We start from the raw sequence: 14,767 nt of genomic DNA, 5'->3' as shown, positions 1-14,767 counted from the left end.
CCGCCGTTCAGGCGGCCGTCCGTACAATGCTGGGCGCAGCCCCAACCCCTGGACGAGGTGCAAAAGGCGGCCCTCATGGGAGTCTTGGCGGAGACCGCAAGTACCGGCTGCCAATGGGGGAGCACGGATTGCTGCTCCGGATTGCGCGCGGCACACCGCAAGGTATTCGCCGAGATGCCCCGCTGGCCACCGGCGACGCCGCCCGGGACCTCGCCGCGTCCCCGGAGGTCTTTCCCGAGTGCGGGGGCGACTGCTGCAACCCAGGGCAGCGAAGCGGTAATGGCGGATGACCTCGTCCTGGACACGCAACGCCCCGGCCACCACTGACCTGGATTGCACCTCGTAGTCCGGCTGATCCGGCAGGCCCTCTCGCCCGCCGCCAGGTAATCGATTGGGTCGTTTTCGATCAGCCGAATGGGATCTGTGCGCACGCCGCGAACCTGGGCACCATCGTCCCGGCGGCGCTGGTAGCCGCACACCCGCCGCACACGATGCCCGTGGGGCCGCCCGGCCCGGCCGGCGCAGGCTCAGCCGCCGGTCCCAAGCGCCCAGCGGTACGCCGCGACATAGCGCGGCACCTGCCCGGCGCACCCGCGTGCAAGCACCAGCTCCCGCGCCGCCCAGTCTACAGCGGGACCCCACTCACCCAGCGTAGCCCCGCGGAACTTGCGCGCCAGGGTCAGATGCGGGCGGTAGGGCCTAGTCTCAGGCACGAACCCCTGGGCGGCGAGCCCCCGCTCCAGCCGGGTCACCAGTTCCAACAAGGCGGTAGGGGTCTGGGTCGGCCCGCACCACAGGACCGCGGCACGCGCAAAACAACCGGCCTGATCGAAATGCAGACAGAAGGACTCGGCCTGCACCGTGTCCCCCACCAGCTGCGCCGCCCGCAATGCGTCGGGGTTCAACTCACCCAGAAAGCGCAAGGTCAGGTGCAGATCAAGCGGATGGGCCGCGCGGGCGCCGGGCGGGATCAGTGGTCGGGCCCGCGCGGCCAGGACCTTGGCCGTCGCCGGGTCCGGCCACAACCCGAAAAACCAGCGCTCAGCCACCGTGCCCCGCCAGCCGCTCCAGCAGCACTTCAATGGCGAGGCGTACCGCCTGGTGTCGCACCTCACGCCGGTCGCCGACAAATTGCAGGCACCGCGCCCAAGGCGGTGCACCCGGGACCGACCAGGCGAACCAGACCGTGCCCACGGGCTTGTCCTCGCTGCCCCCGTCGGGTCCGGCGATGCCGCTCACGACCACCGCCACCTGCGCCTCACTGTGCGCCAAGGTACCCGCCGCCATCTCCAGGACCACCGCTTCGCTCACCGCCCCGTGGGCCGCCAAGGTCGCGGAGCGCACCCCCAGCATGTCGGTCTTGGCAGCGTTGCTGTAGGTCACGAACCCGCGGTCGAACCAAGCGCTGCTCCCGGCGATGTCGGTGACCACCTTGGCGATCCAGCCGCCGGTGCAAGATTCGGCCGTGGCGAGGAGCAGGCCCTGAGTCAACAGAGCCTGACCAAGACGGGCCGCCAGTGGATCGAGCGATTCGGTCATGGGTAGAGCGCCTTTGCTGATTTGTAGGGTGGATAAGGCGCGCCCTCACGGCGCCAGGCGCAGCACGGTGATCGCGCACCGCATCCAGTCTTTTTCGCCGCACGGTCGCCGACAGCGGCTACTGCGCCTCGGGCTACTATTCTAGCCTTCACGCGCCGCCCCCCCCACTCGGGAATCACGCTGCCATCGACCATCATTCAACATGCTGGTCAAGCAGTTGATCCACCTGGCGGACGCCAGCGCGGCCGGGGTGGTGGTCGGCGCCCGAGTCCCCTTGATACTCAACAACCCGGCCGATGACACCATGACCAGTATGGCGTCCCGCGCACCCGCGCTGCTGCTCGCTGAGCACCAGACGAAGCGGTAGACCTGGAAAGATTGAACGGAGGGCAAGCCGATGGGTCTGTGGTGTTCGTATCAATCCGCAGTGGCCGCAGTCCTGGCCGCGGCCATGGGGCTCGCCGGCTGTCGGCCGACGCTGGTCGAGGAAGCGGCCGGCGGTCCCTGGACGCCGATCCCGCCCGGTAGCACCCTGACCCTGAACCGCCCGGTGTCGGTGCCGCAGGACCGGGCGCGAGTCTTCTTCGGCGGCGCCCAGGTCTCCCAGGTGGGCGCCAACATGGGGCCGAGCTGCGGCTTGGAGGTCGGGGTCATGTCCAGGGCGAGACCCCAGCGCATCGCTGCCCAAAGCTGCACTGGGGGACATAGCGACCCTGAAGGTCGCCAGGGAGGATACGGCCGTGCTCGGCTGGTCAGGGCCGAGGAAAAATCGGCCGCAGTCATTCCAGATCTGGGCTGTTGCAGTAATGCCGTTTTTCACTGCGCCACCGCCACCCGACCGCGCCGCTTGGCCTTATACATTGCGGCATCCGCGTCCTTGAGGACCTGATCCGGGTCCAGGTCCTGGCCGCGCAACAGGGTGATGCCAATGCTGGCCGAACCCTGATGCCTCACGCTGCCGAGCAGATACTCGGCGCACAATGCCGCCTCGATCTGCTCAGCAATCGCGGTGGCCTGCACGGTGGCCCGGCCCAGATCCTTCGCCAATCCTTCCAACAACACCACGAATTCATCGCCGCCGAGGCGGGCCACGGTATCGCCGTCGCGCACCGCCTGCCGCAGGCGCTGCGCCACCTCCACCAGCAGTTGATCCCCGACATCATGGCCGTGCGTATCGTTGAGTTGCTTGAATCTGTTGAGATCGAGGAACAGCACCGCGAGATGACTCAACTGACGTTGACCGATGCGTAATGCCCGCTCGAGTCGATCCAGCAGCAGCCGGCGGTTCGGCAGCCGGGTGAGCGAATCATGGAAGGCGAGATGGCGAAGTTCCTCCTCCATGCGCTTGCGCGCGGTCAGGTCGAAGAATTGCACCAGGAGATAGTCATCACCTTTGAGTTGGGTCGGCAAGATACGATACTCGAACGACACCTCTTTGCCAAAGGAGGTCAGGGTATTGACCTCGCCTTGCCGCGGCACCTGCAACCGCAAGGCCGTCAGGCAGTCACCCAGCAGGGTGCTTTGCTGCCAGGCGAGGATGGTGTGAAACTGTTGTGCCAGCAGGGCCTCGCGGGTCGCCCCGACGAATCCGGCATAGGCCTCGTTCACCAGCACGCAGTGACCACCAGCGGCGTAGACGCCCATCGGTATTGGCGAGTTGAGCAGAATGGTCTCGCTGAAGTCGAGCGCCTCGGCCAACTGCTGCGTGCGGGCCTTCACCATCACTTCGAGCCCGGAATTCATCTGCGCCAACTCTTCGCGCGCGGCATACATCCGCTCCTGCATCTTTCGCATCGCTCGCAGCAACCTCCACCACTCATCGCGATGGGGGTAGTCCCACGTCATCGGCTCATGCGATTGCGCGGCGAATTCCAGTCGGGAAACGAACTGGGTCAATTGCGACAAAGGGCGCGCCAGACTGCGCGATATGACCAGATGAAAAATCACCCACAGCCCAGCCGTCTTGATGATTGAGTTGGTTAAGATGACAAGAAAGCTGTACTTGATGCGGGCAATCGCCACAGAGCGATCCGCATAGATCGTCAGTTCCCCGAGCTGGCGCGTCCCCGTCGGCGTTGACTTGATCAAGGGCCTGGCATCGAACTGAAAAGGGGCCAGCAGGCCGCCCACGTTCGCGCTGATAAGGGGAGGAATTGCGCCGATCGCCACGGTGACCTCCCCATCAGCGGACGCCACGCGCACGCCCGTGACAATCGACGACTGAGCGATGCCTTGCGCCATGGTCTGCACTAACGCACCGTCCAACTCCCACAGCGCACCAGTGACGCCGCCATTGAAGGATTGTGCAAGCGAGGCAAGATCGTGTGCGATGGTTTGCTGGATCGACCGATATTCCAGCGCCAGCTGAATGCCGGTCACGACGATGGCCAGGACGACATAGCCGCCGAACACCCGCTTGAAGAGGCGTCCAGTCAGGGAGTGAAAGACACCCGTCATCCGCTGCCTCTGGTGCTGCGGGGCACCCGTTGGGCCACTAGAAATTGAGCAACTGCTCGGCCTCTGTCGCCGGCATGTGAGCGGCGAAGATGCGCTTGAGTGTACCGTCGTCGCGCAGTTGGCGCACCAGGACCTGCCACCGCTGGGCATCCGCCGCGGAAAAGCGGCTCTTGGCCAAAATCAGGTTACCGCGGATCCCGGGATCATCGCCAAACCAATCCTGCACCACCACCTCACCCGCCAGATCAAGGTCAGCAATGATCTTCTGGTAAACCGGGGGCTGGGCAAACAGGCCGTCGATCCGGCCGCGCTTGAGTTTCTCCAGCAGCACGTCAATGCCGGCGCTTTCCTCGATGCGCGCGTTGCGGCGCAACTGTTCCAGCCACTGGTCCTGGGCCTCACCATGTTTGAACCCGCGCACGACGCCGAATATCAGTGCAGGCTGCGCCAGAAAATCCGCCGCGCTATGCACCGTACGCAGAGCGGGCGCGCGTATCAGCACATAGTTCTTGGTAATGAAGTAAGGCACAAACCAGGCGAAACGGTCACGCTCCCGGGTCTGCACACCAGCCGCACTCATGTCGAGCTGGCCGTTTTCCAGGTCCGCCCAGACGCGTGCGCGCGGCATAACTTGGGCGGTAAAGGTGCAACCGGTACGCGCCGTCAACTCAGCGATGAGGTCCAGGTCGAAACCCCGGCCCTGGCCGTCCTGTTCATAATAGAAAAAGCCGTATTTGTAATAGGCGAAGGTAATGGGTCGGTCACCGCAATCGACCGGACCTGCCAGCACACCAGAAAGCCCCCCGAACCCGAGCAGCAGCAACAGCAGCAGGCGGATGAGTCCATTGGATGGCGGGGCGCTCATGGGGCGGACGCCGGGAACGAGCAGACGCGTCGGGAAAGCGCGCGCGCGGGGTGTGTGCATCATGGCCTCCGGCGGTCAGGGACTCGCTTCAGATAAGGATATCGCCGCCGAAGAAGAGCCTTCTGAGACTTGGCGCTCAGCCGGGGGCGCGGCCAGCGGCGACTCAAGCAATTCGCAGCATAGTCGGAGTCAGGTCATAGCAACAGCGCAGCGCGGCACGCTCTAGGCGCAGCGCCGCAACATTTTGGCAGCGCGCGTCATCGGGACATGGCGCAACCGTTACCGTCCTCACGCCAGCGCAGCGCATCTTTACGAGGCGATAGGGTCGGCGTGACCCGGCCAAGCGCCCGGGGCGACGCCGAAGCGCTGCTTGAAGGCACGCGCAAAATCGCGCCCGTTGGTGTAGCCGACAGCCTCGGCAACGGTGTCGACGCGCTGCCCACCCTGTTCGAGCAGGCGCTGCCCGTGCTGCAACCGCTGCTCGCGCAGGTAGCTGAAGACGCTCAGGCCGAAGTGCGCCCGGAACAGGCGCTGCAGGCTGGTGCGATTGGTGGCGCAGTGACTCGCCAGAGTATCGAGGTCGGGCGGTGCCCGCAGGTCGCTGAGCAGGAGGTTACGGGCCTTGAGCAGGGTCGCAAGCGGTCGGTCCGGCGGCGCGGCGGGGGCCTCGGGCGGCGGCCGCAGGTGCCCCGATTGCGTCGCCGCGATACGTCGGGCCAGCCGCAGGTGGTTGGCGACGCGCAGCAGCAGCTCGCGGGCGTCGAAGGGCTTGGTGATGTAATCCACGGCGCCCGCGGCAAAGCCCTGGGCCTTGTCTTCGATCCGGTCCAGCGCGGTGAGGAAGATCACCGGGCAATCGCGGGTTGCGGGGTCCGCCTTGAGTTGCCGGCAGACCTGGAAGCCACCGAGGCAGGGCATGCAGATGTCGAGCAGGATCAGATCCGGCCGCAACCGCTGCGCGATGCGCAGCCCGGCGGCCCCGTCGCGGGCGCTTGCGATCTCCAGCCCGTGGCCGCGCAGCATCTCCAGGGCCAAGCGCAGGTTGTCCGGCTCGTCGTCAATGACCAGGATAGTGGCGTCGATGGGCACGTCGATCATGGTCCACGCCCTTCGGTGGGGTCGGCCGCCGCGGCGTCGGCCGCCGCGGCGTCGGCAGCGGCGTCCACCAGATCGATGATGGCGGCGTGCTCAAAGGCGTGGGCCAAGCGCAGAACGCGCGCCGCGAAGGCCGGCCGGCGCTCGGGGGCGGACCAGTCTCGGCACCAATCCTCGATGCGGGTGGTGCGTCCGAACTCCGCCAGCGCGCGCAATTCCGCCAGGGCCTCGGACGGCGGGGGGAGCGCGCCGGCGGCTGGCGGCCCGGTCACGGGCTCGGCGCCCGGGTCCGCCGCGTCCGCTGCGTCGCCGTCCTCACACTGCGCCAACGCGACCGCGGGTAAGATCAGGGTAAAGCGGCTACCCGCGCCCGGGGCACTGTCGAGCTCGATCCGCCCGCCCATCTGCCGGGCCAGTCCCTGGCTGATGATGAGTCCTAGTCCGCGCTCCGGCGACACGCCGGCGGCGGTGTCAGGCCCCGTGGGGACCACGGCGGCAAAGAGCCTTTCCTGCTCCGCGGCCGCAATGCCCGGGCCGGTGTCGGCGACGGTGAGGCGCAGCTCGACCTGTCCCGGGGTGGCGGGGTCGGCGTCCGCCGCCGCAGCTAGCCGCACCTCGCCCCGCACGGTGAGCCGGATGGCATTGCCGAGCAGGTTGATCAAGACCTGTGTCAGCCGCCGCCCGTCGAGGCGCACGCAGGGCGGCAGCCCGGGGGCGAGTTCCAGGCGCAGGTTGAGCCCCTTGATGTCGGCCAGCGGGACCAGATCGCCGAGGCAGTGACCGAGCAGGGGATGCAGGGCCGTCGGGCGCAGGTCGAGGGTCACACGCCCGCGCTCCAGATCCAGGACGTCGTTGACCACTGCCAACAGGTGGCTGCTGTTGCGGGCGATGGTGGCCAGCAGTGCCTGGCGGGGCCGCGGCGGCGAGTCGCCGTCGAGTTCGGCGTCGCGCCCGTCCATGCGGTCGAGGACCTCGGCAAACCCCAGGATGGAATGCAGCGGGGTGCGCAATTCGTGGGTGACGGTGGCCAGCGTGCGGCTCTTGGCCCGGGTGGCCGATTCGGCTCTGTCCTTGGCCGCCGCCAGGGCCAATTCCGCGCGCTTGCGCTGGTCGATATCCACCAGCACCAGGACCGCGCCCGCCTGCACGGCCGCGGGGTCCAGCGCGCTCAGGCTGGCGTGCGTCCAGAGGCAAGAGCCGTCACGGCGGCGGACCTCGATGTCCTCGCTGTGGGCGCCTTGCCGCCGCAGCCCGCTGTAGAAGCGCTCGGCGCTCGCCGCGAACGCGGCCCCGTCACGATGGATCAGCCGGGTCGACTGGCCGATCAGCGCCTCGGGTCGATAGCCGAGCAATTCGCAGAAACACGGGTTGGGCTCCAGGATGGTGCGCGCGCCGTCGATCAGTGCAATGCCGGCGGAGCTGTTGCTAAAGATGGCCCGCTGGTGATTGAGCGCGGTGCGCAGCCGGCCTTGGGTCTCGTGGAGCGTCGCCGTCTGGGCGTTCAGGGCCTGGACCGTGGCGTTGAGCGAGTGCAGCAGCCGGGCCGCGATGAAGGCGGTAACGGCGCTATAGGCGGTGAAGGTGAAGACGGTGTTGAGCCAGACCGACGGCGCCCGGACATAGCGCGGATAGTCGAGGTCGAAATTGACCAGGCCGGTCACGGCCGCGGCCCCGATCGCACCCAGGATAGCCGCCCCAATGGCCACACTCAGCCAGCCCGCCCGCGGACTCAGGAACAGCATCGTTACCAGCACGACGAGGATGACGAGCGACTTGGCATTGGCCGCCGGACCGACCATGAGCATGGCGTTGATCGCCAGGCCCCAGAGCCCGAGGATCAGGAGCACCACCCGCCGGCGATAGGGCAGGTGTCGGCGCCCCAGAATCAGCAACCACGCCAGTGGCACCGCCACCAGGTTCACCAAAACCTGCGGATTCCAGTCGATGGACAGATTGCGATAGAACGACAGGGCGCCGGCCACGGTCAGCAGCACGGCGAAGATCAGCATGACCTGGTCGAACGCCCGTTGGCGCAGGACCTGGAGGTCCGGCAGGAGTGGCGGGGTCGGTGGCATGGTGGCGGCGGGCATGGGGGATACAGGTCCTCGTGTTGGGCCCGTATGATGCAGCAAGACGACAACTCTTGGGGGGGGGAATTACCGCCCCAGTTCCGGCCGGCAAAGGCGTCGCGCGCGCCTGACGCACCCGCGGTGCCGCGCCAGACCGGCAAGTCCACCTCCGGGCACCGCCCCACCCTAGTCGCCGACGGGTAGCCCCTGGAACCACCGCCGACGCAGGTAGGAAACTTTCGCCGGATGCCAGGCGGAGGGCCGCAGGCAGCGCGGGAGCCTGCGTAGACGGCGCGGGAGCGCAAGCAGACCGCGGTAGGGCTTGATGAACCGCTCCCGCCATCGGCCCAAGCGGGGATGGTTCCAAGCGGAACACAGCGCGGCACGCAGCGCGGCGCGCGGCAGAGCTCGGCCGGACGCCGTCGGGCAGCGGTTGACCGAAGAGGCTCCGCACCGCCAGCAGCTCGGCGCGGACGGCATCGCCGGCGCCAAGACGGTCCAGGTCCCGCAACAGCGCGGGCCAGTCCAGGGCACTGGCCTGCGCACTGGCCCGCAGGTGCGCGAATTCCAGCAGTGACCGCGCAAGGCCGAAGCGGCGGCCCCGGTCTGGGGCTCAGGCACCGCCAGGTCCAGATCGGTCATCATCCGCGCCGCGGCCTGGGGATATTGCCCCAGCAACAGGGCGATGGCGCCCTTGAGCAGGATCGGGACGATCCCGGCGGCATTGAGCAACCGCACCGTCTCACGCAGCAGGGCGCGCAGCATTGAGCCGATGCAGCTCCGCCAGGGCGGCGCGCACCGGCGTCGGGACCGCGTCCAGCCGCCCCCGCGCCGCCAGGGCCGCGTACAGACTGGGCGCTACCATCTCGGCCGCAGCCAGCCGATAGACCCCAAGCCAATCGAGCATGCGCGCATCGGCCAGCGGATCGGTGCAATGCCCCACCGGGTCGAGCAGCGCGGCCAGGTCGTACTAGGGCGTCGCCCTAGGCGTGCGGACCATGGGCGTCCAGTCGCCCGCGCACCAGTTGCAGTGCGCTGCCCAGGTCCGGATAGGTCAGGGCATAGGCCGGCACCGCACTCACCCAGCGCACCAGGGCATCGAGCTTGGCCTGGGTGAGGTCGCGGATTACCGCCTCGGCCTCGATGAGGCCTTGCAGCGCCCGCTCGGGAGACAGCGGCTCGCAGCGGGGCGCTTCACCGGGTCGGTAGCGCGGAAACAGGAACGGGGCCGGCGTCGGCGGCCCCATCACCGGTCGCCCCGTGGGCGGCAGCAGGCGCACCGCCTGGCCGCAGCGTTGCACCACCGGGGCCTGGGCCAGGTCCGGTCGACACCCGGCCAACACCGACCAGCTACCCGGCTTCAGACACAGCGGCAGCCCCAGCGCCACCAGCTCACCGGGGGGCAGTGGCGCCAAGGGCGGCTTCGGGGCGCAGCACCAATCCGACGCCGGCCCCGGCGTTCAGCAGTCCGGCTGCGTGCCACTGCCCGCGCAACGCCTCCAGGTAGCGGCGGGCGGCGTCCAGGTCAGGGGAGGTGGGCATGAGTCGGTGCTCGCGGTTGAGATGTGCACACGCATGGGTGGGCAGATGGTACTTGCGCGCGCCGGGTCCGCCAGCGCGCGCCCCGGCTCATTGGCCGAGATAATCCCAGGTCAGTGAGCGCACCTTGGCGGTCAGGGTGAGGGGGTAGCCGTTGGCATAGGCCGGGTCGGTGGGATCGATCACCTTGCCGGTCTGCCGGTCGGTGAGGCGCGAGCACGCCAGGATGGCGGGGTCGCCAGGCTCCTGATCCAATAGCCGGTGCCCGGCTTAAGCGTGGTGGATGACTTGTTGCCGGCGGTGAAGAAGTTGCCACCGACATAGAGCGTCGTCCCGGCCACCGCGAGGGCCTTGACCACGTTGTCCAGGCCGCTGCCCAGCGCCGACCAGGCGCTGCCGTCCCATTGCGCGATGCGGTTGGCCAGGACGGTGCCGATGGCGGTAAAGTCGCCACCGACGTAGAGCTTGCCGGTGCCATCGTAGGCCAGCGCCCACACGGCGTTGTTCGCACCGGGTATCCCTGGATTCCACACCTGCCAGTCGGCATCGCTGATGGTGGGGTCGTTGGTGATCGGGTAGCGGGCCTGGGCGTCCGCCACCGTGATGACCAAGGTGCGGTCATCCACCCGGCGCAGTTGACCGGTCAGCACCTGGCCGTCGGCGTCGGTGATCTGGAGGCGGTGATAGACGAGCTTGCGCCCGCCCGGGACGGTCAGCGCGACACCCTCGACCGCATCACCAGCGGTCGCGCCCTCCAGCGCCAGGGTGAGGGTCAGCGGGACGTCCCCGGGGGGCGCGCGCGCCACCACGAAGTCCTGGCGCAGCCCGTCGGCGCCAGCGCTGAAGGCCTCCGTGAACGGCCCCCGGTCCAGCACGGCGGTCTGCCCGCGCAGGGACACGACACCGGGCCCCACGGGTGTAGGCGCCCCGCCCTTGCTCAAGGCGCCGCGCGTCAGCCGGAAGCGGCCCGCGCCCTCGCTGGCCGAGGTGGAGTCGACGCTCAAGCCCGCCGGGCCGACCTCCACACGCAGTGCCTGCAGGGGCACGGCCAGGGGGTGGCGCGCTCCCCATCGAGCACCGGCGCGGGCGCGGCCTGCTGGGCGTCGGTGCGTTGGCCGAGTTCGGCCAGCGGGATGGGCGGCGCCGCTGTGGACCTGGGCGTGGCAGCAGGGGTGGGCACGGATTCGGGCGTGCCGCGGACCGGCCAGGTGGCGGGCAGCGGGAGCAGGAGGAGACAGAGGACGGCCAGCAGGCCGCGTACATTGCCCCCCGCCGGCTGGCCCGGCGGGCGCCGGGGCCGCTGGTGTAATCAAACAGGGCTGATCGCTTCATGATCGGCGCCTGGCGCACGGCCGCGCGCCGATACCCGTGCCGAATTGTAGTCAGTGAAACTACTTATTTCCATTCAAGGAATTGCAAAAATAAACTATTGATTTGCCGCAGGCGGGGTTCGACGCGCTGGGAGGACGATTCCAAACGCGAGGGAACCTGGGGGCGCCGCACCCCAGGGCGACGCGACCTCGCCAACCACCGCGGCGCCGCGGCCGACGGCGAGGCTGGGCCGCACTGGGGGCTTCGCCCGCATACCGATCCAGGCAGTGCGCCGCGCTGCGTGCTATGTTCGGCAGATCCGGGGCATCCGCACCGCCATTTGCAAGGTATCCGATGCGCTTTTTCACGACCGAAGGCCCGGTCCGGGCCGCCGACAACTACTGTCTGCCGCCGCTGCAACGCTGGGACCTGGACGAGGTCCTGGGGCTGATCGAGCAGAAGAAATATTTCCTGCTCCACGCCCCGCGCCAAACCGGTAAGACAAGCTGTCTGCTGGCACTGTTGGAGTATCTGAACCAGGGGGAGCGCTACCGGGCGGTCTATGCCAACCTGGAGGTCGCCCAGGCGTATCGGGAGCAGGTGGACAAGGGCATGGGCGCGGTGGTCGAGCAGATCGCGCGCGGCGCGCGCGATCAGTTGGGTGACGCCGCCGCCACCGGGCTGGCCCGGGAGGTGCTTCAAAGTTCCACCGGCGGGACGGCAGTGGGCGAATTCCTCAACCGCTGGTGCCAGGGCGCGGCACGACCGACCGTGCCGTTATTGGACGAGGTCGATGCCCTGGTGGGCGACACCCTGATTGCACTGCTGCGCCAATTGCGCGCCGGCTATCCACAGCGACCGACGGCCTTTCCACAGACCGTCATCCTGTGCGGGGTGCGCGATCTGCGCGACTACCGCATCCATGCCAGTTCCGAGTCCGCGGTCATCACCGGCGGCAGCGCGTTCAACATCAAGGCGAAATCGCTGCGACTCGGGGATTTCACGGCGCCCGAGGTGACGGCGCTGCTGACTGAGCACACGATCGAAACCGGCCAGGTCTTCACCCCCGAGGCCCTGGCGCGGGTCTGGGACCTGACCCGGGGCCAACCCTGGCTGGTCAATGCACTGGCCTATCGCGCCTGCTTTGAAATGCCCCAAGGGCGCGACCGCACGCGGCCCATTACGCTGGAGTTGATCGACGAGGCCAAGGAGTATCTGATCATCAACCGGGTCACCCACCTGGACCAATTGGCCGACAAGCTGCGCGAGGAGCGGGTGCGCCGCGTGATCGAGCCGATGCTGGCCGGCACCCAACTCGGTCAGGTGCCGGAGGACGACATCCACTATCTGATCGACCTGGGGCTGTGCCGGATGGCGCCCGGTCAGGGCCTCACGATCGCCAACCCCATCTACCGCGAGGTGCTGCCCCGGGCACTGGCCTTTACCTCCCAGGCCTCGCTGCCCCAGATCAGCCCGACCTGGCTTAACGCCGACGGCACGCTCAACCCAGCGCAATTGCTCGACGCCTTTCTCGCCTTCTGGCGCCGCCACGGTCAACCGCTCCTGGGCAGCGCCCCCTATCACGAGATCGCCCCGCACCTGGTGCTGATGGCCTTCCTGCACCGCGTCATCCACGGCGGAGGCACCCTGGAGCGCGAATATGCGATCGGCTCCGGGCGCATGGACCTGTGTCTGTGCTATGGGGCAATGACGCTGGCGATGGAACTCAAGGTCTGGCGCAATGGCGCCCCGGACCCGCTGGCCGAGGGTCTCACCCAGTTGGATGGCTATCTGGCCGGTCTGGGGCTCAACTGGGGCTGGCTCATCATCTTCGACCGCCGCACCGGTCAGCCGCCCATCGCCGAGCGCACCGCCACGAACGCGCAGTCGAGCCCCCAGGGGCGGCAGATTGCGGTGATCCGCGCCTGAGCACGAGTCGGCCCGCCAACTTTCTGCTATGTTCGCCGACGCCATCGTCGAGACGCACCAACAGTTGGATTCAGGAGCCCCCTATGCCTACCATCGGCACCCCCTTCACCCCCACCGCGACCAGGGTCCTGCTGTGCGGGGCCGGCGAGCTCGGCCGTGAGGTCGTGATCGAATTGAAGCGCTTAGGCGTCGAGGTCATCGCATGCGACCGCTATGCCAATGCCCCGGCCATGCAGGTGGCCGACCGCGCCTATAGCTTCTCCATGCTCGACGGGGCCGAGCTGCGGCGGGTGATCGAGCTGGAGCGCCCCGACTACATCGTCCCGGAGATCGAGGCCATCGCCACCGATACCCTGGTGGCCTTGGAAGCGGAAGGCTTCACCGTGATCCCCACCGCGCGCGCGGCGCTGCTCACCATGAACCGCGAGGGTATCCGCCGGCTGGTGGCGGAGGAACTGGGCATCCCCACCTCACCCTATCTGTTCGCCGACACCCCGGAAGAGTTTGGCACCGCGCTCGCCGACATCGGCCTGCCCTGCGTGGTGAAGCCGATCATGAGCTCCTCCGGTAAGGGCCAGAGCCTGGTGCGCTTCCCGCAGGAGATCGGCGACGCCTGGGAGTATGCACAGGGCGGCGGCCGCACCGGCGCCGGCCGGGTCATCGTCGAGGGCTTCGTCCCCTTCGACTACGAGATCACCCTGCTCACGGTACGACACCGTGACGGCACCAGTTTCTGTGAGCCCATCGGCCATCGGCAGGAGGACGGCGACTATCGCGAGTCCTGGCAGCCGCAACCGATGACCGCCGCGGCGCTCGCGCGTGCTCGGGAGATTGCAGGACAGGTAACGGCGGCCCTGGGCGGGCGCGGTATCTTCGGTGTGGAACTCTTCGTGTGCGGCGATGAGGTCATCTTCAGCGAGGTCTCACCGCGCCCGCACGACACCGGGATGGTAACGCTGATCTCGCAGGATCTGAGCGAATTTGCCCTGCACGCCCGCGCCATCCTGGGGCTGCCGATCCCGGCGATCCGCCAGCTCGGCCCCGCCGCCTCCGCCGTCATCCTGGTGGAGGGTGAGTCCGACCACCCCCGCTTCGGCAACCTCGCCGCTGCACTGGCCGAACCGGGGACGGATCTGCGACTATTCGGCAAACCCGAGGTCCACGGCCGGCGGCGCATGGGCGTCGCACTGGCCCGCGGGGCGGATATCGCCGAAGCGAAGGCCAAGGCACTGAAGGTGGCGGCGCAGGTACAGGTCAGCCTCGATTGATTCTGCAAAAAAGGCGGCGTCACGCCAAGCTCGCCAAGGGGGTAGGGTCCGCTGTGCGGACCGAACCCCGGCACGATCCGTCGGGCAAAGGGTCCGCAAAGCGGACCCTACCAGACTCGAATCAAGCTAAATCAGCTTGTCATAGGCCCCATGCCGACCGATCCAAAACCAGACGAGACCTTCGGCGCGCTCTTTCGCCAAAGCCCGATAACGCAGGCCAATCCGCGCAGACCAGATGTTACCGACCTTTTTCAGCCGCACCGAGGGATGTCGTGGGTCGAGTCTCAGGAGTCCGAAGCTCTTATCCGCCAACTCCCGCACGTCCAAAGGGAGCCGACGGTAATGAAACCAAAACTCGGGGGAGGCGAAATGGCTCACAGGGGGGTACAACGCCCTGCCGTAAAATCATCATCGGCCCGCTGTGCGGCAGCATCGAGCCGGCCGGACAACACATCGCCCTCTATTTCTTTGTCCCATTGATTAGACAGATACTCTTCGAACCACTCTGCAAATTGGTCAAGCGCGTCCGGCGCGAGCTGGGTCACCGCCGCTTCAATTTGGTCGATTGTCATTCTTGCCTCACTCGTTAAGGAAGCGCCACGTACTCTGTCTTGCGTAGGGGCCTTGATCATAGCTCCGGCGCCGGCGCTCCCGGCGCGGAGCGCCAGACACAGGCGTGACACCGGTTGAGCGGT

At 67.8% G+C, this 14,767-nt stretch carries 17 protein-coding genes; 3 read left to right on the top strand and 14 right to left on the bottom strand.

Features of this window, described 5'->3' with window-relative positions; all coding sequences use genetic code 11:
- Positions 1-527: 527 nt before the first annotated feature.
- Both thpR and pncC read right to left on the bottom strand, forming a co-directional pair.
- On the bottom strand, positions 528-1,049 hold the full coding sequence (gene thpR, locus QZY44_RS23130) for an RNA 2',3'-cyclic phosphodiesterase (RefSeq protein WP_295453325.1): 522 nt from the start codon (positions 1,047-1,049) through the stop codon (positions 528-530).
- The gene (pncC, locus tag QZY44_RS23125) at positions 1,042-1,539 is read right to left on the bottom strand and encodes a nicotinamide-nucleotide amidase (protein ID WP_295453322.1); all 498 of its coding nucleotides are present in this window, start codon (positions 1,537-1,539) and stop codon (positions 1,042-1,044) included. The genes thpR and pncC overlap by 8 nt, the downstream gene beginning before the upstream one ends.
- Before the next feature lie 202 nt (positions 1,540-1,741).
- Between pncC and QZY44_RS23120 the strand changes: the two genes are divergently transcribed.
- Positions 1,742-1,906: a hypothetical protein gene (locus QZY44_RS23120; protein ID WP_295453319.1), complete on the top strand. Its 165-nt coding sequence runs from the start codon at positions 1,742-1,744 to the stop codon at positions 1,904-1,906.
- 50 nt (positions 1,907-1,956) lie between these two features.
- Here QZY44_RS23120 and QZY44_RS23115 read toward each other — a convergent pair whose 3' ends face one another.
- From QZY44_RS23115 to QZY44_RS23070, 10 genes are all read right to left on the bottom strand, one after another.
- A complete protein-coding gene (locus tag QZY44_RS23115) occupies positions 1,957-2,217 on the bottom strand; it encodes a hypothetical protein (RefSeq protein ID WP_295453316.1) in 261 nt (86 codons plus the stop codon).
- Positions 2,218-2,355: 138 nt separating this feature from the next.
- Positions 2,356-3,996 (bottom strand): GGDEF domain-containing protein, encoded by a 1,641-nt coding sequence (locus QZY44_RS23110; RefSeq protein ID WP_295453312.1) that lies wholly within the window; start codon positions 3,994-3,996, stop codon positions 2,356-2,358.
- 37 nt (positions 3,997-4,033) lie between these two features.
- The gene (locus tag QZY44_RS23105; protein WP_295453307.1) at positions 4,034-4,861 is read right to left on the bottom strand and encodes a transporter substrate-binding domain-containing protein; all 828 of its coding nucleotides are present in this window, start codon (positions 4,859-4,861) and stop codon (positions 4,034-4,036) included.
- Between the two features lie 309 nt (positions 4,862-5,170).
- Entirely contained in the window at positions 5,171-5,959 is a 789-nt protein-coding gene (locus QZY44_RS23100) for a response regulator (protein ID WP_295453302.1), read from the bottom strand.
- Positions 5,956-8,046: an ATP-binding protein gene (locus QZY44_RS23095; protein WP_295453299.1), complete on the bottom strand. Its 2,091-nt coding sequence runs from the start codon at positions 8,044-8,046 to the stop codon at positions 5,956-5,958. Before QZY44_RS23095 ends, QZY44_RS23100 begins: the two co-directional genes overlap by 4 nt.
- A gap of 165 nt (positions 8,047-8,211) precedes the next feature.
- Positions 8,212-8,790 (bottom strand): nucleotidyltransferase family protein, encoded by a 579-nt coding sequence (locus tag QZY44_RS23090; protein WP_295453294.1) that lies wholly within the window; start codon positions 8,788-8,790, stop codon positions 8,212-8,214.
- Positions 8,768-8,932 (bottom strand): hypothetical protein, encoded by a 165-nt coding sequence (locus tag QZY44_RS23085; protein WP_295453289.1) that lies wholly within the window; start codon positions 8,930-8,932, stop codon positions 8,768-8,770. The genes QZY44_RS23090 and QZY44_RS23085 overlap by 23 nt, the downstream gene beginning before the upstream one ends.
- 76 nt (positions 8,933-9,008) lie before the next feature.
- The gene (locus QZY44_RS23080; RefSeq protein WP_295453283.1) at positions 9,009-9,440 is read right to left on the bottom strand and encodes a hypothetical protein; all 432 of its coding nucleotides are present in this window, start codon (positions 9,438-9,440) and stop codon (positions 9,009-9,011) included.
- Positions 9,418-9,567, bottom strand: coding sequence for a hypothetical protein (locus tag QZY44_RS23075; RefSeq protein ID WP_295453278.1), 150 nt, complete (start codon positions 9,565-9,567; stop codon positions 9,418-9,420). The genes QZY44_RS23080 and QZY44_RS23075 overlap by 23 nt, the downstream gene beginning before the upstream one ends.
- A 179-nt stretch (positions 9,568-9,746) precedes the next feature.
- Complete coding sequence (locus QZY44_RS23070) at positions 9,747-10,610, bottom strand: hypothetical protein (protein WP_295453275.1); 864 nt, start codon at positions 10,608-10,610, stop codon at positions 9,747-9,749.
- Between the two features lie 619 nt (positions 10,611-11,229).
- Here QZY44_RS23070 and QZY44_RS23065 point away from each other — a divergent pair.
- Together QZY44_RS23065 and purT are read left to right on the top strand one after the other, a co-directional pair.
- The gene (locus QZY44_RS23065; RefSeq protein WP_295453271.1) at positions 11,230-12,804 is read left to right on the top strand and encodes an ATP-binding protein; all 1,575 of its coding nucleotides are present in this window, start codon (positions 11,230-11,232) and stop codon (positions 12,802-12,804) included.
- A gap of 83 nt (positions 12,805-12,887) precedes the next feature.
- Positions 12,888-14,072: a formate-dependent phosphoribosylglycinamide formyltransferase gene (purT, locus tag QZY44_RS23060; protein WP_295453267.1), complete on the top strand. Its 1,185-nt coding sequence runs from the start codon at positions 12,888-12,890 to the stop codon at positions 14,070-14,072.
- 126 nt (positions 14,073-14,198) lie between these two features.
- On the opposite strand, the gene QZY44_RS23055 is transcribed toward purT, so the two are convergent.
- Together QZY44_RS23055 and QZY44_RS23050 are read right to left on the bottom strand one after the other, a co-directional pair.
- Positions 14,199-14,450: a hypothetical protein gene (locus QZY44_RS23055; RefSeq protein ID WP_295453263.1), complete on the bottom strand. Its 252-nt coding sequence runs from the start codon at positions 14,448-14,450 to the stop codon at positions 14,199-14,201.
- Positions 14,447-14,644: a hypothetical protein gene (locus tag QZY44_RS23050; RefSeq protein WP_295453259.1), complete on the bottom strand. Its 198-nt coding sequence runs from the start codon at positions 14,642-14,644 to the stop codon at positions 14,447-14,449. The genes QZY44_RS23055 and QZY44_RS23050 overlap by 4 nt, the downstream gene beginning before the upstream one ends.
- Positions 14,645-14,767: the final 123 nt, after the last annotated feature.

Origin of the sequence: uncultured Thiodictyon sp., assembly GCA_903837595.1 — a bacterium.
Lineage (GTDB): Bacteria > Pseudomonadota > Gammaproteobacteria > Chromatiales > Chromatiaceae > Thiodictyon.
The sequence above is the reverse complement of the archived record's forward strand: the minus strand, read 5'-3'. Positions and strand labels throughout refer to the sequence as shown.